Consider the following 26,214-nt stretch of genomic DNA (forward strand, 5'->3'; position numbering starts at 1 on the left):
CCCCACCCAAGGGAGATCACAATGGCCGACGACCCAAACGAAGCCGCAAAGCCGACGGAGACGCAGCGGGAAGCTCAGGAAGCCTTGGAGAAGCAGGTTGCGCAACTGAAGCGCGAGATCAACAAGATCAATCGAACGCTCGCCGAGCGCGCTGAAGAGGTGGTCGAGGAAGCTACTGGTTGGTATGAGGGCGCTGCTGATAGCGTGTCTCGGACAACGCAAGCCCTTCGGAACAGGGCGGCTACGGCTTCCGGTGTCGTTCAAGAAAATCCTGGCACAGTGTCGGCCGCCTTCATGATCGGTGCGGCTGTAGGCTTGCTGGTGGGCCTCGTTGTGGCCAGCGACCAGCGCCGGGACCGCTGGATCTAATCACGCTTAAAAGAGGGCAAGAGCCCGCTGCCTCACGGGTGGCGGGCTCGTTAGCTTGATGGCCTGTTGCTGCTTGCGCAAGGCAAGATCAAGGCACAGCGCGAGAATCAGGACGCGAGACGAGGTTGGCGGGAGCGGAGGGGGCTTTGCCATAGCCCGTATAACATATGTTAAGCCGGAATGTTCCTCGCGTCCGCTCCTCAACGGTGGTGGGCTTTCACTGTTCGGGGGAATAATCCTCAGGACGCATAAGTTTAGGTGAGGAAAACCATAGATCCTTGAATGCGAGCATAGGCGGCGTCCATGGCTCCCACTTGTCCATTGCCCGCAGGATGAACAGCCCGGCTTCGAAGGCGACCAAGGCCCTAGCGTCATCACGTGGTCTCTTGTGTTTGAGCCAATCCCTCGTTTCATTGAGCCGAGTGACCCAGCTCCCGTTGTCCAGGACCGGGCGATTTGGGTTATCGCGGATGCTTGCCCACAGGCCTCCCGTGATGGTGACGGCAAATTCCCCTGCGTGGAAAGCAGCAATCGCCGCCTCAATCTGTTGAGCGGCAGCCTCCTTTTGGGTGACAGTGAAGACACGGAAGAAGGGGCGCCTCTCTCTCATGTAAAGTCCCATCTACACTGGGCTAGGCGTAAGGCCGGCGGGATAAGCGTCGTAACCGCTTGTGTTGAACTCGAAGCCCGTGACTCTCTCGAAGCCCTTGGCTGAATCCTCAACGTGCTCGAAGCCGCGGCCCAGTTCTTTCCACATGTCTCGGCCGAGCTGCCGCAGATCTGGATTGTTGGCGGCCCGAACCGAGTGCAGCCACACGAAAAATCCGACAGCAAGCTCGGGGCGATTTTTGGCCTGCAAAATCCTTGATCAGTTGCCCGATCTTAAGCGCAAGCGCGGGCTCTTGCATTTCGCAGAGAGCTGGCTCCAGCAGGTTCCACCCTCTTGTCTTTGCAACCAAATGCCGGTGATTGGTCGCGCACGCTACGACCATTCCGAGTTCAGACCCATCCATCGCCCTGAGCCTGGCCACAAACTCCTCCAACTCACGCTTCTGAACATTGGTCGACCACCCCAGAACCTTATTGCCGAGAGCCCATGATCCCCTCCCATGTCGCGCGCATGTCGCGTGGACCTGCCGATAGTCGCAGGAGGCCCTTGGAAATCAACGGTAGCAGTTTGCAACATGGCGCGACATGACGTCGGCTGCTTGCGCCGTTGGTGCGTCCAGCCAAGCTCTTGATTTTGCTTTGGAAAGGAGTGGTGCCCAGAGGCGGAATCCAAACGATGGAAAACTCTCTCTGTTTCCAAATCGTTAGGACTCACGCTATAGCAGGACTAGCCAACAAAAATACCAACAAAATATTTCTGTGGATTGTTTCGGTTCCCGGATATAGCTCTATTTGCTCAATGCCATCGCGTCCCAACCTTATCTCAAAAGCCCATTGCTGTCGTTACTCGAGCTTGGTCCAGATAAGTCCTCTCGATCGCATTCCATGGTGCGTGAGCAAATCGCAGGTCCGCTGCCTCCGATTTCCCGACCTCTGATCGCTCTAGCCATCGAGGTTCCGGCCATCGCGGTGGCCGCCTTCTGCGTCATCTACGCTTCGGTCAGCAGCGCATGTCAGGCGCTCCCAGCCGAGCGGCCGGCCAGCCTCAGCAGACCGCGCAGGATCAAGGCGACCGCTTCGTCAACGTGAACTGTCCGTACCAATTTGCGGTTCTCCTCCTCCGTCAGGCCATTGTTCAAGCTGGAAGGATCGAACCCGTCAAAAGCATTTCGGCCGGGCCAAGCCAGCGGCGCGGCTTTGGGCGCAAGCAGCTTCAATTTTTGCGCGATGTCGCGCGCGCATCCGCCAAAGCCTCCGAGGAGGAAAACTGGCTGTCCGGCCTGGAGCGCAAAGAGCGTCTCCTCAGGCGATACCCGGCATGCGCCCCTTGTAGCCGCTCACGCGCCCGCCGAGAACCACGCGCGCGTCTGCCGCGTCGGTCAGGACCGCGCGCATGGCCGTCCGCCCGTCCGCCCACTCCTCGTCCGTGGGAGTGGTGGGTTGAGGCGCGAGCGCGTCTAGCGGGCCATCTGAACCGTACCGATCGGGCTAATAGGGGAATTGGGCGAAAGCTCGGTCATCATTTTTTCGTAGACAGCGGGGTCAGTGGCAGCTTTGCATTCGACATTTCCCAGCGCTGTCCGGGCGTTTTGCCTTTTGACTTTTCCGACCTCTTTGACAGTCAGTACTCTCTTGGTGCCATTTTCTTCGATAGTGCACTGATCGCCGTAGCAGGTGGTTACTTGGGCCAAAGCCGCCGGTGTGGCAAAGAGAAACCAAGAAAGGAAAAGCACTCTCATTCGATTATCCATCTCGATGCAGCAAGCAGTCACCCCCGCTATGTTCGAGCATGAAGCAGCAGTCGGTCAACGGGGCAAATCCATGAACCACCATATCGAAGAACTGTCGATGGGGGTGATCAAAGCTCGCCTTGATGGCCGCCACGCTCGACCGGGCAGCACGTCCTTGTAAGTTGGGAACAACCTAGTCTTTGAGATAGACGGAAGAGCGGGAGAGAAACCGGACTTTCTGATCTTCGCCGATTTGGAACATCAAGGATTGCATAATTGGCGGCTGTCGTTTAGGTAGCCGCATAACAGCCTGCGGGGGCTAAATGAAATCTTTTAGTGAGGGGGGATTCCCTCTTTCGGGCGTCCGGAATGCATTGCTGGCAGCGGCGTGCGCGGTTTCGTGCGCGTGGCCGGCTGCCTCCGCCGGGCAGGTGCTGAAGGGCAAGGCTTCCGTCGTTGACGGGGACACGATCGAAATCCACGGCGAAAGCATCCGCTTCAACGGGGTCGACGCGCCCGAATCGGCGCAGGTCTGCCTGAACGGCAAAGGGAAGAAATACGGCTGCGGCGCGAAGTCAGCCGACGCACTTGCCTCGTATCTCTCGAAATCTTCGCCGACCGCTTGCGAATTCGTTGAACGGGACCGCTACGGGCGGTTTGTCGGCAACTGCTTCAGGGCAGACGGTGCCAGCGTGCAGGAATGGCTCGTAGCGAACGGTCACGCTCTCGACTGGCCGCGCTACAGCAACGGAACCTATGCCGGGAAGCAGAAGGAAGCGCGCGCCTCAAAGCGCGGCCTGTGGTCCGGATCCTTCGACCTTCCCTGGGAATGGCGGGCAAGCAGGAGCGAGCCTGCCACAGCCCTCCCGCTGCTTACCCCGCTGGCCGAAGTTTCAGCCGCAAGCGGCTGCAAAATCAAGGGAAACATCAGCGCGAAGGACGAGCGCATCTTCCATGTCCCCGGACAGGAGCACTACGCCCGCACCAGGATTTCTGAAGGCAAGGGCGAACGCTGGTTCTGCAGCGATGCCGAAGCGGTTGCCGCAGGCTGGCGGCCGGCCCGCAAGTAGCGGCCGCATCAAGAACATTGTGAATCTCGCTGTGGGGGTGGGACTTGGCAGTAAAATTCGAGGCGCTTGAAAAGCTGAGGGAAAGACTTCGGGAGTCCGACCACGACTTCCGCGGAGGAACCGAAATCTTCTCGAGCCTTAACGTCGACAAGGTCGCTCGGGATCTCGATCTCGTCGCCGCAGGGAAACGCCGCGGCGAGAGCAATCAGCCCGCCAAGGCATCCAGGAACCCGGACGACCTGGAGCACACGGTCATCGAGCTGGTCGAGGAAGAAAAGCGGAAATCCCACCAGACGATCGAGGACCAGCTGCAGTCCTTCTCGGGAAGGCTCGGCAGCCTCGAGTTCGACGAACAGTTCAGCGCTCTACGGCAGGCGAACGCGTCGGGACTGGCGGATTTCAAGGGCGAGATCGCCGTCGGCCTGGACATGCTGCACGGGCTGCGCAGGGCGCTCAACACGGCGGAAACCGAACATACCTGGTTCAAGGAGAAGCACGGACTTGTCCGGGCCGCGCGGCTGCACGAGGGACCCTGGCACATCTTCAGGTTCATGCTTCTCATCGTGATGTTCGGGCTGGAAACCATCGGCAACGCCAGCCTTCTCGCCTCCGGCAGCGAGCAGGGCTTTTTCGGCGGCATCATGCTGGCGTGGATGTTTTCGTTCCTGAACATCGTCGTTGCGGTGCTCGCGGCTGTGTTCTGCGCCCGGCTTGTGACCCACAGGTCGTGGCTGAGGAGAGCCGTCGGAGGCACGGCCATCCTCCTCTACCTGGCGTTCGCATTCGGGCTGAACCTCCTCCTCGCGCACTACCGCGAGGTCAGCACCAGGATGTCGGAAGACTGGACAGGAAACGCGGGAACCCTCGTGCTGACCAGCATGAGGGAGAACCTTTTGGGCCTGACCGACGTAAACTCGATCCTGCTGTTCCTGATCGGTTTCGTCTTCTCCCTGATCGCGTTCATCGACGGTTGCTTCATCGTCGATCCCTACTGGGGCTACTCAAGCGTCGAGAAGCGGCTCCGCTCCGCGCGCGAGGAATACGTGAACGCCAAGGCCGACCTGATCGAAACGCTGAAGGATACGCGCGACGACCATAACGAAAAGGTCGAGGACGTGGTCAAGCAACTCGGCAGCAGGAAGCGGGAATTCAACGCCATAGTGGACCACCGGGCGAGGCTCGTTTCACTGTTCGAGCAGCACCAGGTCCAGCTTGAGCGCGCCTGCAACCAGCTGCTTGCCAAATACCGCGAGGCCAACATTGAGGCGCGCGCCGAACCGCCGCCGAAACATTTCTCGAACGCCTATAAGCTCGAACGCGTCAAGGTGAAGGTGTCGTCGGACGGGTCGTGGAACGACGCCGACCTGTCTGCCGACATCCGCACGGCGCAGGACGAGCTTTCTGCCCAGGTGAAGCTGATCGGGCTGGAATGCGAGAAGGGCATCGAACAGTACAAGGCACTCGACAACCTCTTTCCGGATAGCATGAATGTCCAGACGACCGCGTAGGCGAAGCGCCGCCAGGAAAAGAAGCGGCAAAGGCCACCGTTCCACGATCCTGGGAATCGCCGGACTGGGCGTCGTGCTCGCCGCGATGGCCGCAGGCCTCATTTTCCTCTTCGTCAAGTCGGGCGAAACGGTGGAGCTCGACCCCGACACGAACTGTCCTGTCGCCGGGCCGTCAAGCGCCACGGCGTTCCTTTTCGACACGACGGACCCGCTGTCTGAGGTCACCCTTAGCGACCTGAAGAACCATTTCAGGACCGAAGGATCGAAGGTCGGGCCGGGCGGGTACATCCGCATCGTCAGCTTGACCGCGGAGCCGGGGGAAGTCGTCACCTTGTTCGACGGCTGCAATCCGGGCGATGGGTCAACCGTGGACATCTGGACCAGCAATCCGAAGCGGCAGCAGAAGAAATGGGAAGAGGAATTCGGAAAACCGCTTGAAAAGCTCCCGGACGAAGTCGCCAACGGCTCGTCGGCGGACCAGTCGCCAATCATGGCGGCCATCCAGCAGGTCAAGCTGACGCTGTTCGACGCCGAAATATCGAGAAAGGCGGCGAAGCGCCTGATTGTCGCTTCCGACATGATCGAGCACACGAGCCTCTATTCGCAGTACCGGTCGAGCCTGGACTACGGCGCGTTCAAGGAGAGCAAGGCCGCGCAAATCTACGGCACGAGCCTCGACGGAATTGCCGTCAAGGTTCTCTACGTCAACCGCGAAAAGAAAGCCTTCAGCAGCCGCGAGCACGTGGAGTTCTGGGCAACGTGGGTCCGCGACGAAGGGGGCGACTGGGAAGAAGCCGAAAAGCTTGAAGGATTGAACTGATGGCAAGACGCCAAGGCTTTGCATTCCTGTCGAACCCCAGGCTGCCGCTGTTCGCATACGCCGGCGTCACGGTTTCGGGAATCCTGTTCATTGTCGCGTCAAAGACATACGGCATCGACAGGCTGGTCACGACTGCGACTCCGGTGTTGCTCATGCTAGCCTACGGCCTGCTGCCGATGTTTGTCGGCAGGCTCAGGCTCCACGACGAGCAGACAGGCGACAACCTGTACTACATGGGCTTCCTGTTCACGCTCACCAGCCTCGGCGTCGCCCTCTTCCAGTTCGGTTCGGAAACCTCGACCGATGAGATCGTCAGGAACTTCGGCGTCGCGATCACGTCCACGATCGCGGGCATCATGCTCAGGATCCTGTACAACCAGATGCGGCGCGATCCTGCCGACATCGAACGTTCCGCGCGGCACGAGCTGGCGACCATGACAAGGCGCGTCAGGGCCGAGCTTGAAAGCGTCTCGCGCGAATTCGCCGACTTCCGGCGCGTCAGCAACCAGATGCTGGAGGAAGGGTTCGGGGAGATCGCTGAACAGGCCGGCCGCAACGGCGAGCACATCAGGGCGTCGTTCGAAAAGATGGCGATGGAGGCCATAAAACCCGTGCAGGAGGCGTCGGGCAAGCTGGGAAACGCCATGGAGGAGAACTTCGGCAGGATCGAAACGCAGTTCTCCCAGATCGTGAAGAAGGTGGATTCGTCGGCGGAACTGCTCGACCGGGCGAACGGCGCGATGTCGGCGTCGGTCCTCAAGCTCGGCCAGCAGGCCGACAGCGTCGCCGGGAAGCTCGAGAAGGTCGTCATTCCTGACGAAGTCCTGAAAAACGAACTGGCACCGATGGTCAAGTCGCTGTCGGACGCCGTCGCCCAGTACGCCGTCAAGACGGAAGCCGCGTCGGTCGAGCAGCAGGCCCGGATTTCCGAGATCACGTCTGTCGTCCGCGAGATGGTCGAGAAGTCGGACAGGACCGCAGCGGCGGCGGAAAAATCCGCGGCGGCCGTCGAAAAGTCGATGGAGGCCGCGGCAAGCCAGCAGCGGGTCATGGAAGCGGTCGTCAAGCTAATGCAGCAGCAGTCGCAGGAGACGAAGCAGCTGATGACCCGTCTTGTGGACAGAAGCGAACGCGGTACGGCGCTCACGTCGGAGGCTGAAAAACTGATCGAAGATGCCGCGCAGGAATTTGTCGATCAAGGAACCGCATCCGTCGAACCGCCGCCGTATCCCGACACCTTCCGGACGCTAAACGGAGCGCCGCCTGCCGTCGAAGCCGAGGCACCGAGAAGAGCCTGGTGGAGCCGATGAACGGCCTCGGTTCAACGTCAGTCAACTTCGAGAGGAAAGGCTACGCACGCGGCCTGATCCTCGGCCTCACCATGGCCGAAACGATGCTGCTGCTCGTCTTCTGCCTCCTGCTGGCCGCCGGCGCGATCATCTCGAAGAAGGAAAAGGAAACCCAGGCAGCGCTCAAGGCGGTCGAGGCCGGTGAGGAACGCGTCCTGCAGGCCGAACTGGAGAAGTCGAAGGCGGAAAATGAGAGGGAACGGCTGCTTGCCGAAGTGGGGAAACTCATGCGGGCGGCAACCGGACGCCCGATTCCGGATGACGACTGGGACAAGCTGGTCACCGCCAGGAACGCCGCCGCCGCCATCGCCGAAACTGGGCTTACACTTGAGGAAGCCGTCGAGTACGCGGCCGCCACCAAAGTTCTGCGAGACAACGCCATCGTCGAAGAGATGGCGAAAGAACTCGTGTCCGCGATGAAGAAACTGGCGAAACACGGCATCTCACCGGAACAGGCGGCGGCAATGGCCGAATCCATGAAGGCTCTCAAGGACAGCGGCTATGCTGAGAAGACAGCCGCGGAATTGACGGCGGCATTGTCCAAAGCCGCAGACGGCGACGCCAAGCCGCATGAATGGCCGCCCATCATCAGTCTCAGCGAACTCGAGGGCTATAATTTCAGGGTCGGCAGCGCCGAGCTGTCAGAAACCTTCAGAACCAAGCTTAAGGACAAATCGGCGGAAATCGCGGAAACCGCCAAGCAGTATCGCGTCGACATCATCGAGGTAATCGGCCACACGGACGAACAGGTCATGGCAGGTGACTTTTCGAATATGGACAGCGGCCTAAAGCCAGTTCTCGACGGCGAGAAGCCGATCGGGTCGCTGCACCCGGCCGACAATGCAGGCTTGGGGCTCGCCCGAGCGATTTCGGTTGCAGAATTGCTCGAAAGGCTACCGGAACTAGACGGGTTCACCATTCTGCCGATGTCCGGCGGCCAACTCATCCTCCCCGGAGACAGGCTTACGGACGGCGCACAACAGGGTGACGTGAAAGCGCGGCGTCGTATCGAAATTCGGGTTCGTAAAAGGTCCGAGCAGCAAACGACCAAGATCCTTCCGCATTTTAGCGGCGGTTGAAAATCCCGCCATTAGGTAGCAACCGCCACCACAACTTCAACGGCCGATCTGGTATCCCTGAAACCAAGTTTCAGGGATCGGCGAAATGGGCGTGTCAGACGAGAAAGCAGTGACCGCCTGGATACGGCCATGAGAAAGCGGGCTTAGCAGTCACAGCGTTCCAAGACTAAGGGGAATCGTGGATAAAAATACTAAGACAATAAACGCTACAGCAAAGAAAAGTGGTGGTGGATCATTCGGCTGGGTTCTTCCGGGGATCGCTGCGTTGGTGCTGGCGAAAACGGTGGGCATGTTTCCCGCCATCGCTGCGTTCGTTACTTACTATGGACTGAAAGAGAAGTTCGGTATCGCTCTTTCGCTGCTGGTAAGCGTGGTGGTGGCCGGGGCTGTGCTTGTGGCAACACTCGCTTACTTCGTGCACTCCGAAGAATCCGCGCGACAACGAAGCGACCAGCACGACACGGATATCAAAAATCTATCTGTCTATCCTGTACTTTCGGAGAGAATGGCCAATCCAAGTTGGACTATCGCATATTGGATAAGCGCCGATAAAAAGGGAAGTGACTGCATCAGGGCTGACGAGTACATGGACGACAAATGTCCAAGACGATCGGAACAAAGACTTACCATATTAACGACTATATTAGCTCATGCCAGAACCGCATTGCTAGAAGTTTGGAATATGTTGAGCCTGCTGTACGGAAGTGGTGCGCCTATCGCCACACCAGCGCTCGCCTTGAGACCCTGTGTCGCGAATAGCTACGCTTGAAAGCATCGACCTGCAGCGGCTCGGACTATACAAAGTCCAACGAAGTTGCAGCTATAGTCACCTTTTCGACCGGCGCCAACCATCCGCGCGCGCCTCATCTTCTGAACAGAACATTCGCTCACCCTTGGCAGGGCTGATCACTGTCTCGTCATAGAAACGCTGGCCGGGGAGGTGGTAGATGCGAACGCCCTTGTTGCTGATGTTGCCCTTGATGTCGCATGAGCCGGAGAGCAGTCGAACTGGATTCGTGGTTTCAGGCTTAGGGGCCTGCTGTGCGGCACGCCATTCCCAAGGAGGCTGAAACTCGCCTTGCCAGATCCCGCGCCTGGCCAGCCGAGCTTCGTCCTGGTGGCCAGCGTAGGCGCCGCCCGAATGCTGCGGCCAGTCCATTGCGTGGCCGGCTGTGACCAGCCATCCTGCCACCGCCGTGCCGTCGGAACGATAGCAGTCGCCGACGAAGCGGCCGTAGCGATCCCAATCTATGAATGTGCAGGTTACGGGCCGGGATTTCGCCAGCCAGGCATCAAGCGCTTTCGCAGAAGACTGGCCGCAGCGGTAGTTCTTGCCCTTTGAATTCCGGCAGAGCTGAGCACTCTCAGGCGCATCGATGCTATTGAGACGCACGCGCGTGCCGGCAATGTCGATCGTGTCTCCGTCGATGATGGTCGCGCGGCCTGAGATTGTGTTGCTGTCAGAGGCCGGCTGTTCGCTTGAAACCAGCGGTGCTACCGGCGAAGAAGTTGCCGCTGGTTCAGTGCCAGGCTCCGCGAGATAATCGCCTAAAATCCAGCCCGAATAGTTCCCGTATGAAACGTGATGCCAAGAGCCTTCGCGCTTCGATGACAACACTGCAGATCCAACTGGGACGGTGAGTACAATCTGGGACTCAGCCGATGGGGATGTCCGTAGGCGAACATTTGCGGTGCTATAAAGTGTCTTTTGAACGGAAGGGGCGGGCCCGGCATAAGCGTCTGTACCCTGGGAGGCCCGGGGGTCCGGTTCTACTGTCGCGGGCTTTAGATTCGGCTGCACGAATCCGGTGGTTAATAACCGTTCTCCGGTAATCTTGGTTTCATTATACGGCGTGCTGCACCAAACCAGTCCAGCGCCAATGGCGAGTAGCACAAGGGCGAGCGGGCCCTTCGAAGACGGCTTAGTTTGAGAAGCAACTAATTGCGACGGCGCGCGAGGCACGGGCTGTCGCTTCGACGAAACAACCTCTGAATAAGAAAGTCCGGTGCCCGGGATGCTCGTGCTGAGGCGCTTTTTGCCTGTTGTGCTAACTGTATATCCAAGCCCTTTCGGTCCAACCCGCACGCTGGCACTTTTCGCGTTGAGATTTATCCGGACTCCCGGCGCAATCCTTACAGATTTTCGAAATCGGAATACCATCCCCCAAGCGCCCCCCGTGAACATGATGTGGCGAAAGCCACAGCGAGTCGAGTCGGTTGGACCCTCTGTGCCCTTTATCGCCGACGATCTAATTGAATCCTTCGATCACGTCCTATCCGAGGAGGTCTTCAAGCTGTTTGGGGAGATAGGATGTGCCGGTCGTGCGATATCGCCAAGGCAGTTATTCCCAGCGTGACGATCCATGAGCTCGGATAGTTGTGCTCGTTTTCCGTTGGTGCAAATGACCGCCTTGGGGATCAATCCACGGTCCAACGCCCATGTCATGGGCGGTCGCAACAGTAGATGTTCTCTATCTGTGCTGCGAAAGTCGCATAAGATTGCAGCCTGGAACTCAATCGTAGGACGGTGGCGCTCAGGCAGCACTAGCCTTTTAGCTCGGACTACCGGCCGATACAAAATAAGTCCGCTTCTTCCAGCGATGCCCAACCTCTTCACAGACGTCGTTGCCCTAATAAAGCCGAGCTCATCACGAGCGCCATTGTAATCTTCATAGTGTTTGTTCGGGGGCAACATGTACATTGCGCGCCTAAAAGGGTCGCTTGGGCACGGAATGAGGTCGCGGACCAGATTTTCGATACCCGACTACCCGTTCGAGGAACAAAGGGCACTCGATGAAACGCCGGACCATCGTCGTCGAAGGCCCTTCGCGTTTCGAATGCGTAGAATCGCTGCCGCGCGCCACGGCGAAACCGCGTCAAATCCTTACTATGCCGCAGCTTGCCGCCCGCTTGGCCGGCGGCTTTACGCAACCTGCGCTCAGAGAAACGGCTTGATCGCAACCTCTCCCGTTATCATAAGGATCCCTCCTTCAGGGTCCACGAAGAACTCGTTGGCCGATCTGGGCGGTTGCTTTCTCGGCATCGTTCCGGAGCTCGAGCCTAGGCACGACCACGCAAGCTATCTTGCGAACTGGCTCGAAATTCTCAGCAACGAGAACCGCTTCATCTTCGCCGCGGCAGCGCATGCCCAGCGGGCGGCTCAATCACCTGCATGAGCTTCAGCGGAGGGCGACACAGGTCGCGGAGTAAACGAGGGCGAGCCTGCGGCTTCGGAGGAGCAACATGATTTGGCGGCAAGTGATTGCGCCTTATCTGGCTACGGGGCGGCGGTTTTTCTACTGCTCGGCAACAGAAACTCTTGAATTCGATCCAGCTTTCACCAACTTTTTTGCTGGGCGCGTCACCCGGCGGTACAGACGGCGGGACAGATACAGCCCTCCTTCGTGCACTTCGGAGGATCTGGCTTTGAGCGCGGGATTCTGTAACAGATAGATGTATTGTCAGGGACGCCTGAGATGCGCCGGGATTATCGCAACTGGGATACTGTGATGCTTTGGTCGGGTATCGGGTTCATACTGATCCTATGGTCCACGCCGATTATCAAGGCGCTAGCCGAGTGATTCAGAAAAGAGGGCTCCTAGGCCGCCCTCCTATGTCGAATTTGTATTTTCAGAAGCAGCCGCACTTCGACGATCCGCATCCCGCCCCGGATGGCACCGAAACTGCAAGCGCTTCCGCGCGTGACTCCACGTTCGCCGCGTAGACGGAATCGTCGATGAACTGCTCGCAATCTTTGCCTGCCATCTCGCATCCTCTTCCTTGCGCGTTAGCTTAACCAGGGCCGGGTGGTACTCGCCTTACTGTCGGTCTGTTGGCATCCGCATTCCGATCGGAGGGGCAATGGTGTGCCGAGCTTTATACTGTGTCCAAAGCTCGATCTGAAAACGAGCGCTGTGAAATCGCAGCAAAAGAGGTGAAGAGTGGGCCAGCGCCGAAAACAAACTCCCGGTCCTACAGTGTACCTGCTTGACAGCGAAGCCTTGAGGCAGCAGCGCGCGCTAAACAGGCTTCATTCGGTCATCATTCTCATCGGCCTTATGGCACTCGCCGCATGGACAGGGTACGTGATCAGCGGGTCGGACGGCATCGTTCTCGGCCTCATCCTGTCCGGTATCGCCCTCCTGGTCGGCTCCACCTCCGGCGGCGCCCTGTTCCGGCAGGCCTATGGGGCCATCGTCGTGGACCGGCACAGCGATCCTGGACTCGTCATACTAATCGCAGAGCTCGCGCGCCGCGCCGGCCTGCCTCGCGCGCCGACTCTCCACCTGCTGCCGTCGCCCGTCCTGCAGGCCATGGCTGCCGGCGATCGGCAAGATCCCGCCATCGCCGTCACCAGCGGTCTCCTTCAGACGCTGCCGCCGCGCGAACTCGCTGCTGTTCTGGCGCATGAGATCGCCCATATCCGCCACGGCGACATCTTCATCATGCGGCTCGCGGCGACGGCTGGAGCCATGACGCAGGTGATGTCAAGCGTCGGCTTGTTCCTGCTTTTCGCGCTGCTGCCGGTGCTCTGGGCGACGGGCGAGTTTCTGTCGCCCTTCGGCATTCTGCTCCTGACCTTTTCGCCCACTGTTAGCGATCTTCTCCAGCTCTCGCTTTCAAGGCGGCGGGAGTTCCTGGCCGACGCAGGGGCCGTGGAGCTCACGGGCGATCCGCAGGCATTGGCCCTTGCTCTGCGACGGATCGAAGCCATACAGGGAGATGATTGGGAGCGTTTCGACTCGCGCGGGGCACGGTGGCTGCACTGGTTCCGGACGCATCCGAGCACAAGCGAGCGCATTGCGCGCCTGGCGGAACTCGTCTCGCCCGTTCGGCCCGATCTTCCGCTTGCGAACCGGACGGCCTATCTCGAGTTGCTCGCCGGACGCGGCGATCGGTCCTGGCGGCAGAATCTCATGCGCCCGTTCGTGTAGGAGGGCAAAGCGTTGGCTCCCGCTAAACGACGCCTAGAGAGATCGAATCGCGAAGAGAAGACAAATCGTGCGTGGAACTTCGCTTAGGCGGGTGCTCGGCTCGGACGTGTTTGTATGTCGGACGACCAGCAGCGAGGGGGCCAGCATGGCCACCCCGCTACATCCCTTTTCATGGTCCGAAGAGTCCCATGCCGCGTCTTTGGCCGTGTCACTTAGCCTTATCCAGTTGCTGAGCGTGCTCGAAATGCCTCTGGACAATGGGAGCGGTCTTCTGCGTGTGTTCCTTTAACGCCGCGGCGTCTCCGCTTTCGGCATAGGAGCTCATCAGCGCAAGCGCTTCCTGATGAGCAGCCACCTGAGCGTCAATATAAGCTGCATCGAAAGCTTCGTTGCCAGCGGTCTTTAGTGCCTCGACCTTGCTGGCGTGCTTCTTTGTCATTTCAGCCGGGACGGTGACGCCGTCTTTCTGCGCGGCAGCCATCAGGTCCTTGGACGCTTTCGTATGATCGTTGATCATCATCTGCGCGAACTCCTGGATGGCGGCTGTTTGCGACTTTTGCATCGCCAGCTCGCTTGAACGGATTTCCGACAAATCGGAGCTGGCCGCCATCGTCGCGAACTCCTGCGGCGATATCTTTGCCGTCTGAGCAAGTGCGATCGAGCCCATCAGTCCGACCGCAGCGGCCGCAATGGCCGTTCTCATGATGTTCATCTCGTCCTCCTTCATGTTTTCGCCAACGGACCCTCCAACCCGCTCGATTGACGATTGTTCCTGCGAAATCTGATGACGTTCCTGCCATCCCTCGGTGACAACGTGGTCAGCATGCTCGCTGTCATCAACCGGTGCCTTTCTGGCATTCCTAGACCAACGCGCTGTCAGTCGCTCCCCATCTGCCCACCATGATCCGCCCTTGAGAGATGTCCATAGGCGTCAGCCGTACAACCTTCCCCAGGAGGCAAAGTAGTCATGACCGGCCCTCCCCAGACGCGCCGGCGCAACGAAAGTCACTTGCCAGCGTTGCCGTTGATCGAAGCCGCAGGAGGACGAAATGGCCGACGACAAGACCAAGCGTGATTTCCGCGACCGTAGCCGCGTATCCGTCGACGAGCATTATGAGGTGGAACATTTCGCCCGCGAGAACGGCATCACGCCAGAGCAGGTCCGCGAGCTAATAAAAGCCACCGGGAATGACCGCGACGCTTTGACAGCCGCTGCAAAGCAATTGAAAACCGTTCTGCAAGGAGGTCCGCTGACCGGCTGATACAGGGCATCACCGTGGTTGACCTGGTTGTGGGTGGCACAAGACGTCTGCAAGGAGGAGGCTACGAAACGGTCTCTGGATTGCCTCGCAATTGCGTCATCTGGGGAAATTGTCACTCACCACAGCCTCCCTACGGGACCTGACCTCACCGACGTTTATCTAGACCTGCTGCGCCGCTGGTTGATGTTGGTGTGGTAGGCTGCGTTGAATGCCTACCCCCGGGAAAACAGTCGACGGGGAAATTCGAGCCTGTGTGGGCACCATTTGGCACCTACGTGCGAGCATACAGGCTGCGGCAAGAATCGACAGGGCTCGCGTTGAGAGCGCTGGGGCAGGTCGTCTCGGATGCCTTCAATCTCAGACCGGGAGCTTGAGAACCGCTAGGGGCCATTGCAGGTTGTGCTTTGACCGGTAATCGGTCTCGCGTTCAGCTCACGTGCCGAATGTGCCGAGCGAATGGAACCGATCACGCTCCGTAAAACCTCGAGTTTTGCGATACCTGGTTTGTTTGACGGCCTGCAGATCAAGCGGCCACGCCGAAATTCGAACCCGTTCAGCCTTAAAATGTTCTGCCGGACTGATTCGGAGACCTTTGTGCGAAAGGTGATCGCAATCGCTTCGGGTCCTACGTCGACCTGGCTCAAGCCTAACTTCGCTGCATCTATTCGCAGTCGGCTAACCTCCAGCAGCGTGGCCGCTTCGCTCGGCATGGCTCCAAAGCGATCCTCCACCTCGTCGGCAAATGCGTTGACGTCTAGATGCGTGCTGATGCGGAACAACCGCGAATACAGGCTGAGGCGTATGGCTGGCTCCCGCACATAGCTTTCTGGAAATGACCCTCCGGCCTGCAAGTTGATGTCTGGAAGGTGCATGTCAGAGCCGGGCCCGCCTCGAGCAACCGATGAGGCACGCTCGAGCAGTCTATGATAGAGCCCGACGCCGATGAGCTTGACGTGGCCCGCCTGTTCTTCGCCGAAAAGATCGCCGGCGCCGCGTAGGTCGAGGTCCCTTTGGCTGATGGCCAGGCCAGAGCCAAGCCGGTCAAGAGCTACAAGAGCCGAAAGTCGGGACCTTGTGGCTTCAGCCAATTCCTTGCCGGGCTCGGTCAAGAGAAGTGCAATGCCTTGCACCCTTCCTCTGCCTACTCGACCCCGAAGCTGGTGGAGTTGTGCAAGTCCGAAACGGTCGGCCCGCCAAACGAGAATGGTGTTGGCCCGCGGTATATCAAGTCCGCTTTCGATGATGTCAGTGGCCAACAAAATGTCGCCTTCGCCTGCGGCGAACCGGACAACTACCTCGTCCAGCTCACGCCCTTTCATTTCGCCATGCGCGATTTTCACCGAGAGCTGCGGAACCAGCCTGCCCAGTTGTTCAACGACAGTCTCGATGTCATCTATGCGTGGTACGACAAAGAAGCTTTGTCCTCCGCGGCGGTATTCGCGCAATAGAGCAGCCTTGGCCGAACCGGCATCGAAAGGAGCCAAGATGGTGCGAACCGGACGCCGCTTGGCAGGTGGTGTGTTCAGGACACTGACTTCCTGCACGCCCGCCATCGCCAATTGAAGCGTGCGGGGTATCGGCGTAGCGCTCATGGTCAGCGTGTGGAGGCATGGCGCCAAGCCTCGCAGTGATTGCTTCAGCTTGGCCCCGAACCGATGCTCTTCGTCGATTACGAGCAGCCCGAGATGGCTAAAGGACACCCCTTTGGCCGCAATAGCATGGGTCCCGACGACGACTGCGATGTTACCGCTTCTCAGACCATCCTTCACTTTCCTTGTCTCTGTCGATCCGACCACCCTGGACAGGTGAGCAACTTGGATGTTGAACCCTGCGAAACGCCGGCAGAACGTCTCGTAGTGCTGACGCGCGAGCACGGTGGTAGGCGCAACGATAGCAACCTGCTTTCCACAAAGCGCGGCCGCAGCACACGCCCGAAGCGCCACCTCGGTCTTTCCAAAGCCGACGTCGCCGCAGACCAGCCGGTTCATCGTTTTGCCCGAGGACAGGTCATCCATCACGGCTCGGATTGCGGCGGCTTGGTCGGGGGTCGCGGGGTAAGGGAATCGCGCCGCGAAGCGAGCAAGGTCGGCACGCGGCGGCTTGATCAATTCGGCGGACTGGCTGGACCTGGCCTTCGCAATGGCGACCAGCCGCTTGGCGACCTTGTCGATCTCGCGGACTGCAGACTTGCGCCGCTTCTTCCAGCCTTCACCATCTAGTCGGTCCAAGGCTATCGCATCTGGCTCGGATCCATAGCGCCATATACGGCCAAACTCCTCCACTGGAACCAGCAAGGAAGCGCCACCATGATATTCAAGCTTCACAACATCCTGTTGCAGACCAGCCACTTCAATTTGTTCGATCGCGGCAAGGACGCCCACGCCATGGTCTTCATGGACAACCAGATCGCCGAGCCGCAGTTCGGGTTCGGCTATGCCGTTGCCGGAGTCCGCGTTTGCAGTCCATGACGGGCCGAATATGTCCGCTGCCGCAACGACTGCAATTCGGGATGGCCCGTCGACAAAGCCATCCGTGAGATCGAATTCCGCCTTGAGAAGAGAGCCTCTTTCGACAGAGAGGATTTGCGGCCAATCGGCGACCGGGTCCATCTTGCGACCGAACTTACGGTCGAGCAGCCGCTCTGCTCGGCGCAGTTCCGAAGCTTCGCCCGTGACCACCACACTAAACCCCGAGCTTGTGCGCGCCTGGGCGAACTCGGCGAATTCGTGCCCGGCTCGCGGCAGGTGGAAGAATTTGGGAATTCGACCAACCGGGATCCTAAGACGCAGGCACTGGCGATCCCGTAGCGAGTCGTCCCATTCCTCACGCGACAAATAAAATTGTTTCGCCGCGGGCCGTGCCACCGTGGAAACTTGCCGCCTGCCGCGCCACGCCTCCTCTATGAGGTCCAAGACGCGAGCGAGCGAAATTTCTTCCAATCCATCCAGGAAGCAGATGTTAGCTGTTGATGCGACATCGAAGAGCGCCGGCAAGTCGGAGTAGAGCGAGACCAGGCGCTCCTCCATCGGGATGGTGCGCATCGCTGCAGGGTCGAACTCGTTGCCGGATTCCAACATAAGCTCGGACGCCGGGCCAACTACGACTCTGTGCAGCGATCGCTCGCTTCGTTGAGTGATTTGGTCGTATGCCTTAAGTTCGGAGATGGTGCCGCCAGGACCCAGTACAACACGAATAGGGCGATCACGGTCAGCAGGAAAAACGTCGATAAGATCGCCGCGGATGGCTATCTCGCCTGGTTCATCGACCCGATCGTCGACAACATATCCAGTTCTCTCAGCCAATTCCCGAAGTGCCCTCGGGTCCACCTTTTGCCCAATCTGCAGGGTGGCGAAACCCTGGCCGATTACCGAGGGAGGCGGTACCCTCTGCACGGCAGATTCGACCGAAGTAACCGTGATGCGGGGTCTTTTCGTAGCGGCCGCAACAGCATGAACAACGCTGACCCGCCGTCCCATAGTGGCGCGAGTGGGCCACACCCTGTCGTATGGCAGGCAATCCCACGGCCGCAAATACAGGATGTCAGCTGCTGGGAGGAAGTGGCGCAATGCCTGGGTGATGTCAGCGGCACTGCGTTCGGAACTCGCGATATGGAGCATGTCCCCATTTCGAGTGGTTTCCAACGCGCTGACCAATGCCGCAGCTACCGCGGCAGCTGGCGGTTCGGCTTCTCCTCCTGTTGCAAGTTCGCACTGCTCAGCCTTTCCGGCATTGGAGGTCACTCTATCCACATCTCACCTTCCGATCCTGGGACAAAACGGCCGCGGCGCGCCCGGTGTTCCGTTGGGCGGCACAGTTGCCGACGCTCGGCTTTCAGCAACGTCGCAAAGCGGCAACCGTTGCCTTGCCCAGCGTGTGATCGGATCGTGCGCCATGAGAATAGAGTGCCGCACTGTCTAGCAATGCGTGCATTGCGAGGTTTCCTGAGCAAGTCGCGAATCCGGGGGCTACGGCTTTGTGGATTCTTTCTGGGACGAAACGGCAGCGGCTGGTCGATAGCGGCTTAGGCATCTGTGGTCGGCATTCCAATTGCCCGTTGCTAGACTTGGCCAAATGACTCGCTATTAGATGGACCCCAAGTTCTCAGGCTCAGCAATCATTCGACGGTTGCTGTCCAAAAGCTCATGCACCGTTGGCGTGCTAGACTCCAAGCATCCCGGCACAAAATCGGCAATCAAACGGGTTGGCGCTACCATTGGCGATATGCATCCGCATCGAGTCTTCGCGCCGATCCGGACGTGCTTGGAAACCCTCGCCCGCCATAGACCAAGGACTTGCCCAGGGCTTCACTCCGTCGCTCGAACCCTGCGTCTCTCGGCAGCCACAGCGACAGCGGAAAGCCCCAGATCAGCACGAGCCGACCAATCAGCCGCGGGACGACGATCTGCTTGCGCTGGACCGAGATCCTCGAGCTCGCTGCCCGCCGCCGGACGCAGGCCGGAGCGAGGAACGAAGAGCTCGCCGATGGTGGCGTCGCCCGAAGCTGTGATCCTTCGTCATGGCGATGGCGGCCACTGTGGCCGAGATCGCCGTCGACACCGAGGAGACCTGGAAGATGGTGGTGCTGCTGACCTTAGAGGGTGTCATCCCGGTTGCTGCGAAGGCCATAGCCTTGGTCAATGATCATCTGCCGCCATGCACCACCGCAACGGCGAAGCCGGGAAACGTAGATGCTTCCTTGACCTTTATGTCCGGCAGGGCGGCCACCACCTTCTCGACGGCCCGACAGGCCACCACCCCCTCGTTCAAAAGCCAGGCTTAAGTTTTTTTAATGGAGGCGGGAACATGGATGCTGCCTCGCGGGTTGGACCCGAGCTAATTCGCAGCCTGAAGGAAAGCGCCGGGCTCTTGCGTGCAAGAAGCAGTGGTTCCGCGGCCCCGTTCACGAATGAGGGTCGACGCGGAAGCTGCTACGGCGCCGCGAACCGGCCCCTCATCGGAGATTAAGCATGCGAGCGCTGGTTTGGCATGGAAAAGAAGACATACGTTGCGATGAGGTTACAGATCCCGAAATCGAGGACCCGCGCGACGTCATCGTCAAGGTGACGAGCTGCGCGATCTGCGGCTCGGACCTGCATCTCTATCACAACCTCATTCCGGCAATTCTGCCAGGCGACATTATGGGCCACGAAATGATGGGTGAGGTGGTGGAAGTTGGATCCGGGGTAAACGGCGCGCTTAGGAAGGGAGACCGCATCGTCGTTCCCTTCACCATCATTTGCGGGGAATGTGACCAGTGCAAGCGCCGAAACTTTTCGGTCTGCGAGCGTACCAACCGCAACAAGAACATCGCCGACAAGGCGTTCGGTCACACGACGGCTGGGCTGTTTGGGTATACCCATCTGACCGGCGGTTACCCGGGCGGACAAGCTGAGTATGTTCGCGTACCATTTGCCGATGCAACGCACATCAAGGTACCGGTCGGGCTCTCCGATGAGCAGGTCCTCTTCCTTGGCGACATATTGCCAACTGGCTGGCAGGCTGCTGTCCAGTGCGAAATCGAGCCCTCCGATACCGTCGCGATCTGGGGCTGTGGCCCGGTGGGGCAGATGGCAATCCGCAGCGCCATTCTTCTCGGTGCCAAGCAGGTCGTGGGCATAGATTGCCTGCCCGAACGCCTTTCCATGGCCGGAGCGGGCGGCGCGATCACCATCAACTTCCTGGAGGAGAGCGTTGTTGAAAGGCTGAACGAGCTTACAGGCGGCAAGGGGCCAGATAAATGCATCGACGCCATCGGGATGGAAAGTCACGTGTCTTTTCGTCAACCAGACACCGTTTATGACCGCGCGAAGCAGATGATGCTGATGGAGAGCGATCGGCCCCACGTGCTGCGTGAAATGATCTATGTCTGCAGGCCAGCCGGCGTCATCTCAATCGCGGGCGTGTACAGTGGGTTCGTCGACAAGATCCCGATGGGCCAAGCGATGAACAAGGGCCTGACCTTCAGGATGGGCCAGACGCATGTTAACCGCTGGACCGACGATCTACTGCGCCGCATCGAAGAAGGTCAGATCGACCCGTCTTTTGTCATCACCCACACTGCCGGGCTCGAACGAGGACCCGAAATGTACAAGCTCTTTCGCGACAAGCAGGACAGTTGCGTCAAAGTCGTACTGAAACCATAGGATCATGAGCATGCTTAGCAAATTCGGCAATCTCAGCAGATGGCCAAGCGACCCAAGGGTCGTAAAATCTGGCCCGAAGGCGCTCGCGCCCTCCGATATGTTAGCGCGCAAACTCGGATGGTTCAGCATTGGGCTTGGCATGGTCGAACTCATAGCCTCCGAGCGCATCGCCCGCGCATTCGGCTTGCCTGGCAAGGGAGGCGTGATCCGTGCCTACGGAGCGCGAGAAGTCAGCAGCGGCATTCTGTCCTTGTCGGTGGACAAACAGTCCGGGCTTTGGAGCCGTGTGGCCGGTGATGGGCTCGACATCGGAACACTCCTATGGGCGTTCCGGCATGACAATCCAAAACGTGGCAACGTCGGACTTGCATTGGTGCTCGTTGCCGGTGTGACACTCATCGATTTATTGACCGCGCAAAAGGTAAGCGCCCGGCACGCTCGCGGCCGCCGGCAAGCCCAGGATTTTAGTAACCGCAGCGGCTTCCCACGGGGTCTTGAAGCTGTGCGGGGCCTTGCACGTAAAAACATGTCGTCACCTGCCAGCCAGAATTGAGCGGTGGCTGACCTCAGGTGAAGGTCTTTCCGCATGCCCGTGCCTGCCGCCGGGCACAGTCCCGATGGCAAGTTCCGGCTCCTGCACAGCCAAGCTTCGAACCGGGGCTTCGGCTGCCTTCCAGTCGGGCGTGAAGAAGCGCCGTGGTCCATGCGCCAGCGACCCAGGACTAGCCGGGCATGATACCGATCCGTCCCAAGCTGCGATGCCGTACCCCGCGTGCAGCGCGGTCAGCCGCTAGCACTCTGATCTGGTCGACCAAGTCCTTTCTTTGTAGCGAGTTTTTGTTTTTCTTTCAGCAGCCGAACGATCGCGTCGACAGGCGGTGCAAGCTCGGGCGGCGACTTGCTGTTCGAGCGCCACAAGTATCCAAACAATGTTCTCAGTATGCGCATTGTCGTAACCTCCTGGACCACCAAACTTGGCTTGGGCGTTGTTGTTCCTGAACGGCACGCCAAGCCCGCTGGGGGTGACGCGGAGGCTCAATCTGAGAAACGACCTAAAGTGCTCGCGTCTCGGATTGTTGCAAATTATCCGGCGGGAGGACGAACGAGTAGAACTTCGTTGAGCTTCGAGACGACCGTTAGGACGGTGGCTCGTCAGCAGGCGGTTTGTCTTCCTTCCGGAACCCTGGCCGAGCCAAAGGCGTTCGGGTCGTGCAGCACTTGCCCTAGGGCTGAAAGATCGGACTCCCCCTTCCGATCAGCCCGCGTCCTTCCCATCCCCTCGGGGCGCGGGCCCCTATTTTGTTTGGCGTGCTGGAGCGGCGCGGCTGAAGGCGTAGCGGGCCTTTTTTGTTTCCGTGTGGAACTTCGGCGCGGGCTGAAAGTTTGATTCGTGCAGCTGCGACATGGATGACTCCCGATGGGCCCGCGTCCTTTTTTCCCGAAGGGCGCGGGCTTTCTTTCTGCACGGAACACCGGGGCGGTGCACATTTCGCCGGCTTGCAGCGAAATGGCCGCTTGGCGCGCTGCCTCAATCCCTCGCCTTCAGGCCCTGTTGTCTGACGTCATATAGTGTGATCCCTGCTATCAACAATATTTTGGAATCCCATCACCAGCCGTCACTGGGCGCCGCGAGTGGAGATGCTTGACAGTGATTACCGGCTCGGGTTTTTGGAACTTATTCAGGCTTTTCAGCGTTCTATGACATGCTTCACGATCGAGCCAACCGTCTGCTGGGCGTCGCCACCACTGCGAAAATCGGCGGTCATCCGATCCACCCCATGTTGATTCCTTTTCCGATCGCATTGCTTGTGTCGGTGTTCCTCTCAGACCTGGTGTTTTGGTCGACCAGGAATGCTTTCTGGGCCGAGGCTTCTTTTTGGCTGCTCGGGTTTGCCTTGCTTATGAGCGCCGCAGCTGCGCTGGCCGGCTTTGCCGATTTCCTTGGAAATGCAGTCGTACGCTCTTTCGGCGCCGCGTGGCACCACATGATAGGCAATGTGATCGCAGTGGTACTCGCCTTGGCTAATTTCGTTTTGCGGCTCAGTACAGGCGCAGTCGAGGCGACTCTGCCTTGGGGATTGGCCCTGTCTACGCTTGTTGTCCTGCTTCTTGTTTACACTGGCTGGAAGGGCGGAACGCTCGTCTACGAGCACAGGGTAGGAGTGCATCCTGAGGAGGGTGAGGGCACCAGTTCGCGTGCGGGACGATTTTGATGAGGTCTTGGCATGGCCGACCTGCGGGGACGCGTTGTCGTGGTCACCGGCGCTTCGAGCGGCCTCGGCAGAGCGGCTGCTCTTGGGTTCTCGCGACAAGGGGCGCGGCTGGTACTGGTTTCTAGAAACGACGACCCGCTCGACAACATCGCTGAGGGATGCGTCGACTCAGGCGGTGAGGCACTGACCTTTCCCGCCGATGTGGCAGACTACAGCGCGGTCGAGGAAATCCGTGGTTTTGCGGTATCGCATTTCGGCCGGATTGACGTCTGGGTGAATTGCGCCGCAGTGCTGATTTTCGGGCGTTTTGAGGAAATTCCGCCTCCGCTGTTCCACCGTCTGGTCGACACGAATGTGTTTGGCTACATCAACGGATCTCACGTCGCCCTCAAGCAATTCCGCTCTCAAGGAGACCGTGGAGTGCTGATCAACGTCAGTTCAATGCTCGGTGTCGCTCCAGAGCCTTTTGTCAGTGTATATGTCGCGAGCAAGTTTTTCATACGCGGGCTCACAGCGTCCATCCGGCAGGAGTTGCGCACCACGCCAGACATTCATGTGTGTGCTATCCTTCCTGCAGCCATGGACACCCCTATCTACCAGAAAGCGGCGAATCTGTTCGGCCGCAAGGCGCGATCCATTGTCCCTGTTTACTCCGCCGAGCGGGCCGCCTCTGCAATTGTCGGCGCCGCGAGCCATCCTCGACGCGAGATCAGGGTTGGGGGCTTCGCATTCGTGTTGGAATTTGGCTGCCGGGTTGCGCCATCACTGGTGGAATGGATAGTCGCTGTTGTGGGGCCACGTCTCCAGTTTCAGGAAAACGCCGAACAACCGCACGATGGCAACTTGATGGCAAGTGTGTCCCCTCACGAAGTTGCCGGCCGCTGGCGCCAGTACTGGACGAAGGCTGTTGGGCGTCACTCCCCTTGATCGTCGCGTGCCCTTTGAGCACGTGCCCAGCCACCGCTTCCAACCTCTAGTGAATGGATTGGAACACAATCTTGCTGTTGCGGATGACGAAGCTGTCTGCACCGTCGGTAGCGTTGAAACTGCGCGAAGTAGCGGACCAGATCAGAATGGCGTAGGGACCCCGAACCTGCTTTGCCAAGAATTCGAATTTAGCCTCAGGCAACTGCTCATGAAGACATTGGCTGAGAGGCGGATAGTGTCGTGACCGACAAACTTAGAATTCGCGGTACAGTTGCGCCTAAGGTCCTCCTCCAGGTCACCCATCACACGCAGCCTCAAATGGTCTTCAAAAACCTCGTGTCGATCGAGCCATTTAGACGCTCCGTTTGTCTCCGGTGCCAAACTGAAGGCCTGTTCCTTTACGCCGCGAGGGAACGCAGCCGCTCTCGGATTCGTTGCAATGCATGAGCAATGTTGGACATAGGTCGGGCCAAGCTTCGAACGATCAGGGCCGCGTTTTGGGCTTGCCCGATAAAAGCGAAAGGATCAGCTCTCGGAATCGCTGCATCATCGTTGTCGGAGCCTCGGCCGGCGGCGTCGAGGCACTGAAGCGGCTAGCGGCCTATCTACCGCCCGATTTTGCCGCTGCTGTCTTCGTGGTGCTCCACGTGGGCCAGACGAGCTATCTTCCGGAGATCCTTGATCGGGCTGGCCCTCTCAGGGCGACCAAGGCGAAGAGTGGGGAGCAGTTCGAGCGGGGGCGCGTCTATGTGGCTTCACCCGGGTTCCATCTGCTGCTGCACCACGATCACATGCTGCTCCGGCGCGGCCCTCGCGAGAACCTCGCCCGGCCGGCGATCGATCCTCTCTTCCGATCGGCCGCGTGTAGCTATGGAGCTCGGGTCATTGGCGTCCTCCTCTCCGGCAGCTTGTCCGACGGCACCTCGGGTCTCCGGGCAATCAAGACCGTCGGGGGAGTAACAGTGATCCAGGACCCGCAAGACGCGGCCGTACCAGACATGGTTCGGAGCGCCCAGCGCCATGTCGAAATCGACCATTGCGTGCCGATCGTCGGAATGGGCGATCTGTTGGCCCGGTTGGCCTCCGAGCCCGCCGGCGAGACGCTTCCTGTTCCACCGGGAGTCCGGCTGGAGGCGGCAGTCGCAGCTCAGGAGCACTCCGCTATGTCGAATGAAGATCGTCTCGGCGAACTTTCGTTGTTTGTTTGTCCGGAGTGCCACGGTCCTCTGTGGGAGATCGAGGACGGCGACATGCTTCGCTACCGATGCCACACTGGGCATGCCTTCACGTCGGACGCGATGCTCGAGGCCCAGTCGTCCGAGACAGACCAGATATTGTGGAGCTTGCTGCGCGCGCATCAGCAGCGGGCGGCATTCACCCGGCGAATGGCCGACCGGGAAAGTGAGTTGGCCCGCGGTGACATGGCGGCAAAGCTCCAGGAACGGTCGAGAGAATACGAAGCGGACGCCGAAGTGATCGAACGAATTCTCGAAAGCAGGCGGGCACAGGGGCAGAGAATGGCGCGACCACGAAACAAAACTGATCCGGTCTCGCTGACAGCTTCGGAAGACCGGGATCGATCCCGAACCGGATCTATGTGATGACCGTGGATCCGATCGGCCCAAAGGAACAAACAGCAGCCACTTTGGTTAAGCCTGCGCGTGCCACCCAGACACGCGTTTCTCACACTCGGAGACGACGATGGCTACGAAAAAGGAATCGCAAAGCAGGGCCAAGGGCCTCGAACATCTTTTCCACGACGGACTGAAGGACGTCTACTACGCTGAGCGCAAAATTCTGGCTGCGCTGAAGAAGATGGCCAAGGGTGCCGAATCCGACGAACTGACCGCCGCATTCGAAAAGCACCGCGAAGAGACGGAGACTCAGATCGAACGGCTGCAGGAGGTCTTCGAGATATTCGGCAAACGGCCACAGGGAAAGACATGTCCCGCCATCGACGGCATCATTGAGGAAGGGCAGGAGATACTTGAGGAATTCAAGCAAGCTCCGGCTCTGGACGCCGGTCTTGTGGCGGCGGCGCAAGAGGTTGAACACTATGAGATCGCCCGCTACGGCACCCTGATCACCTGGGCCGGACTGCTCGGCCTAAAGGATGCCGTGCCGCTGCTCGAGGAGACGCTCGAAGAGGAAAAGGCGACTGACGAAGCGCTGACGCAGCTTGGAGAGACCAGCGTCAACGA

Annotated in this window: 22 protein-coding genes and 3 pseudogenes; 18 read left to right on the forward strand and 7 right to left on the reverse strand. The window is 59.3% G+C overall.

The features are described from left to right. The first annotated feature begins 21 nt into the window (after positions 1-21). A complete protein-coding gene (locus tag AC0L25_RS21980; protein ID WP_473597439.1) occupies positions 22-369 on the forward strand; it encodes a hypothetical protein in 348 nt (115 codons plus the stop codon). Positions 370-586: 217 nt separating this feature from the next. Here the strand turns inward: AC0L25_RS21980 and AC0L25_RS21985 are convergent, their stop codons facing one another. After that, a complete protein-coding gene (locus tag AC0L25_RS21985; protein WP_473597440.1) occupies positions 587-979 on the reverse strand; it encodes a hypothetical protein in 393 nt (130 codons plus the stop codon). Positions 980-1,093: 114 nt separating this feature from the next. Between AC0L25_RS21985 and AC0L25_RS21990 the strand changes: the two genes are divergently transcribed. After that, on the forward strand, positions 1,094-1,237 hold the full coding sequence (locus AC0L25_RS21990; RefSeq protein ID WP_473597441.1) for a hypothetical protein: 144 nt from the start codon (positions 1,094-1,096) through the stop codon (positions 1,235-1,237). Positions 1,238-1,991: 754 nt separating this feature from the next. On the opposite strand, the pseudogene AC0L25_RS21995 reads toward AC0L25_RS21990, so the two are convergent. The 3 genes and pseudogenes from AC0L25_RS21995 to AC0L25_RS22005 form a co-directional block, all read right to left on the reverse strand. Then, positions 1,992-2,270: pseudogene (locus tag AC0L25_RS21995) on the reverse strand (hypothetical protein); the annotation flags it as partial. Positions 2,271-2,280: 10 nt separating this feature from the next. Then, a pseudogene (locus AC0L25_RS22000) lies at positions 2,281-2,409 on the reverse strand (hypothetical protein); the annotation flags it as partial. Between the two features lie 26 nt (positions 2,410-2,435). Further along, a complete protein-coding gene (locus tag AC0L25_RS22005) occupies positions 2,436-2,717 on the reverse strand; it encodes a hypothetical protein (protein ID WP_473597442.1) in 282 nt (93 codons plus the stop codon). Between the two features lie 314 nt (positions 2,718-3,031). On the opposite strand from AC0L25_RS22005, the gene AC0L25_RS22010 reads away from it, so the two are divergent. The 6 genes from AC0L25_RS22010 to AC0L25_RS22035 all read left to right on the forward strand — a co-directional run bounded on the left by AC0L25_RS22010 (position 3,032) and on the right by AC0L25_RS22035 (position 9,303). Then, positions 3,032-3,778, forward strand: coding sequence for a thermonuclease family protein (locus AC0L25_RS22010; RefSeq protein WP_473597443.1), 747 nt, complete (start codon positions 3,032-3,034; stop codon positions 3,776-3,778). Positions 3,779-3,822: 44 nt separating this feature from the next. Beyond that, complete coding sequence (locus tag AC0L25_RS22015) at positions 3,823-5,286, forward strand: hypothetical protein (protein WP_473597444.1); 1,464 nt, start codon at positions 3,823-3,825, stop codon at positions 5,284-5,286. Further along, positions 5,267-6,106, forward strand: coding sequence for a hypothetical protein (locus AC0L25_RS22020; protein ID WP_473597445.1), 840 nt, complete (start codon positions 5,267-5,269; stop codon positions 6,104-6,106). Before AC0L25_RS22015 ends, AC0L25_RS22020 begins: the two co-directional genes overlap by 20 nt. Then, the gene (locus AC0L25_RS22025; protein WP_473510102.1) at positions 6,106-7,416 is read left to right on the forward strand and encodes a hypothetical protein; all 1,311 of its coding nucleotides are present in this window, start codon (positions 6,106-6,108) and stop codon (positions 7,414-7,416) included. The genes AC0L25_RS22020 and AC0L25_RS22025 overlap by 1 nt, the downstream gene beginning before the upstream one ends. Beyond that, positions 7,413-8,534, forward strand: a complete 1,122-nt coding sequence (locus AC0L25_RS22030) for an OmpA family protein (RefSeq protein ID WP_473510100.1) — start codon at positions 7,413-7,415, stop codon at positions 8,532-8,534. Before AC0L25_RS22025 ends, AC0L25_RS22030 begins: the two co-directional genes overlap by 4 nt. A gap of 178 nt (positions 8,535-8,712) precedes the next feature. Beyond that, complete coding sequence (locus AC0L25_RS22035) at positions 8,713-9,303, forward strand: hypothetical protein (RefSeq protein ID WP_473597446.1); 591 nt, start codon at positions 8,713-8,715, stop codon at positions 9,301-9,303. A gap of 57 nt (positions 9,304-9,360) precedes the next feature. Here the strand turns inward: AC0L25_RS22035 and AC0L25_RS22040 are convergent, their stop codons facing one another. Beyond that, positions 9,361-10,719, reverse strand: coding sequence for a DUF4236 domain-containing protein (locus AC0L25_RS22040; protein ID WP_473597447.1), 1,359 nt, complete (start codon positions 10,717-10,719; stop codon positions 9,361-9,363). A gap of 753 nt (positions 10,720-11,472) precedes the next feature. On the opposite strand from AC0L25_RS22040, the pseudogene AC0L25_RS22045 reads away from it, so the two are divergent. Beyond that, positions 11,473-11,744 (forward strand): annotated as a pseudogene (locus tag AC0L25_RS22045) (zincin-like metallopeptidase domain-containing protein); the annotation flags it as partial. 767 nt (positions 11,745-12,511) lie between these two features. Beyond that, positions 12,512-13,468: a zinc metalloprotease HtpX gene (locus tag AC0L25_RS22050; RefSeq protein WP_473597448.1), complete on the forward strand. Its 957-nt coding sequence runs from the start codon at positions 12,512-12,514 to the stop codon at positions 13,466-13,468. A gap of 208 nt (positions 13,469-13,676) precedes the next feature. On the opposite strand, the gene AC0L25_RS22055 is transcribed toward AC0L25_RS22050, so the two are convergent. Next, positions 13,677-14,180 carry a DUF4142 domain-containing protein gene (locus AC0L25_RS22055; RefSeq protein WP_473597449.1) on the reverse strand — a complete coding sequence of 168 codons (504 nt, stop codon included), beginning with the start codon at positions 14,178-14,180 and terminating at the stop codon, positions 13,677-13,679. A gap of 337 nt (positions 14,181-14,517) precedes the next feature. Between AC0L25_RS22055 and AC0L25_RS22060 the strand changes: the two genes are divergently transcribed. Continuing rightward, a complete protein-coding gene (locus tag AC0L25_RS22060) occupies positions 14,518-14,730 on the forward strand; it encodes a DUF3606 domain-containing protein (RefSeq protein ID WP_473597450.1) in 213 nt (70 codons plus the stop codon). A 380-nt stretch (positions 14,731-15,110) separates the two neighbouring features. On the opposite strand, the gene AC0L25_RS22065 is transcribed toward AC0L25_RS22060, so the two are convergent. Next, the gene (locus AC0L25_RS22065) at positions 15,111-18,470 is read right to left on the reverse strand and encodes a DEAD/DEAH box helicase (RefSeq protein ID WP_473597451.1); all 3,360 of its coding nucleotides are present in this window, start codon (positions 18,468-18,470) and stop codon (positions 15,111-15,113) included. Positions 18,471-19,246: 776 nt separating this feature from the next. Here AC0L25_RS22065 and AC0L25_RS22070 point away from each other — a divergent pair. From AC0L25_RS22070 to AC0L25_RS22100, 7 genes are all read left to right on the forward strand, one after another. Further along, positions 19,247-19,510 (forward strand): hypothetical protein, encoded by a 264-nt coding sequence (locus tag AC0L25_RS22070; protein WP_473597452.1) that lies wholly within the window; start codon positions 19,247-19,249, stop codon positions 19,508-19,510. 187 nt (positions 19,511-19,697) lie between these two features. Further along, the gene (locus AC0L25_RS22075) at positions 19,698-20,873 is read left to right on the forward strand and encodes a zinc-dependent alcohol dehydrogenase (RefSeq protein WP_473597453.1); all 1,176 of its coding nucleotides are present in this window, start codon (positions 19,698-19,700) and stop codon (positions 20,871-20,873) included. A gap of 10 nt (positions 20,874-20,883) precedes the next feature. Then, entirely contained in the window at positions 20,884-21,426 is a 543-nt protein-coding gene (locus tag AC0L25_RS22080) for a hypothetical protein (protein WP_473597454.1), read from the forward strand. A gap of 1,150 nt (positions 21,427-22,576) precedes the next feature. Continuing rightward, positions 22,577-23,086: a DUF2231 domain-containing protein gene (locus tag AC0L25_RS22085; protein ID WP_473597455.1), complete on the forward strand. Its 510-nt coding sequence runs from the start codon at positions 22,577-22,579 to the stop codon at positions 23,084-23,086. A gap of 12 nt (positions 23,087-23,098) precedes the next feature. Continuing rightward, positions 23,099-24,013, forward strand: a complete 915-nt coding sequence (locus AC0L25_RS22090; RefSeq protein ID WP_473597456.1) for an SDR family oxidoreductase — start codon at positions 23,099-23,101, stop codon at positions 24,011-24,013. A gap of 443 nt (positions 24,014-24,456) precedes the next feature. Continuing rightward, on the forward strand, positions 24,457-25,614 hold the full coding sequence (locus AC0L25_RS22095; protein WP_473597457.1) for a chemotaxis protein CheB: 1,158 nt from the start codon (positions 24,457-24,459) through the stop codon (positions 25,612-25,614). A gap of 100 nt (positions 25,615-25,714) precedes the next feature. Continuing rightward, positions 25,715-26,214: YciE/YciF ferroxidase family protein (locus tag AC0L25_RS22100; RefSeq protein ID WP_473597458.1), on the forward strand; the 500-nt coding region annotated here is incomplete at its 3' end.

The sequence above is a fragment of the Mesorhizobium sp. WSM4813 genome, assembly GCF_055811555.1.

Bases quoted from the DNA above. Each gene is read 5' to 3' on its own strand.
- AC0L25_RS21980 (WP_473597439.1), top strand. From the start codon at position 22: ATGGCCGACGACCCAAACGAAGCCGCAAAGCCGACGGAGACGCAGCGG.
- AC0L25_RS21985 (WP_473597440.1), bottom strand. From the start codon at position 979: ATGAGAGAGAGGCGCCCCTTCTTCCGTGTCTTCACTGTCACCCAAAAG.
- AC0L25_RS22005 (WP_473597442.1), bottom strand. From the start codon at position 2,717: ATGAGAGTGCTTTTCCTTTCTTGGTTTCTCTTTGCCACACCGGCGGCT.
- AC0L25_RS22010 (WP_473597443.1), top strand. From the start codon at position 3,032: ATGAAATCTTTTAGTGAGGGGGGATTCCCTCTTTCGGGCGTCCGGAAT.
- AC0L25_RS22020 (WP_473597445.1), top strand. From the start codon at position 5,267: ATGTCCAGACGACCGCGTAGGCGAAGCGCCGCCAGGAAAAGAAGCGGC.
- AC0L25_RS22025 (WP_473510102.1), top strand. From the start codon at position 6,106: ATGGCAAGACGCCAAGGCTTTGCATTCCTGTCGAACCCCAGGCTGCCG.
- AC0L25_RS22030 (WP_473510100.1), top strand. From the start codon at position 7,413: ATGAACGGCCTCGGTTCAACGTCAGTCAACTTCGAGAGGAAAGGCTAC.
- AC0L25_RS22040 (WP_473597447.1), bottom strand. From the start codon at position 10,719: ATGTTCACGGGGGGCGCTTGGGGGATGGTATTCCGATTTCGAAAATCT.
- AC0L25_RS22055 (WP_473597449.1), bottom strand. From the start codon at position 14,180: ATGAACATCATGAGAACGGCCATTGCGGCCGCTGCGGTCGGACTGATG.
- AC0L25_RS22060 (WP_473597450.1), top strand. From the start codon at position 14,518: ATGGCCGACGACAAGACCAAGCGTGATTTCCGCGACCGTAGCCGCGTA.
- AC0L25_RS22070 (WP_473597452.1), top strand. From the start codon at position 19,247: ATGGCGATGGCGGCCACTGTGGCCGAGATCGCCGTCGACACCGAGGAG.
- AC0L25_RS22075 (WP_473597453.1), top strand. From the start codon at position 19,698: ATGCGAGCGCTGGTTTGGCATGGAAAAGAAGACATACGTTGCGATGAG.
- AC0L25_RS22080 (WP_473597454.1), top strand. From the start codon at position 20,884: ATGCTTAGCAAATTCGGCAATCTCAGCAGATGGCCAAGCGACCCAAGG.
- AC0L25_RS22085 (WP_473597455.1), top strand. From the start codon at position 22,577: ATGCTTCACGATCGAGCCAACCGTCTGCTGGGCGTCGCCACCACTGCG.
- AC0L25_RS22090 (WP_473597456.1), top strand. From the start codon at position 23,099: ATGGCCGACCTGCGGGGACGCGTTGTCGTGGTCACCGGCGCTTCGAGC.
- AC0L25_RS22095 (WP_473597457.1), top strand. From the start codon at position 24,457: ATGAGCAATGTTGGACATAGGTCGGGCCAAGCTTCGAACGATCAGGGC.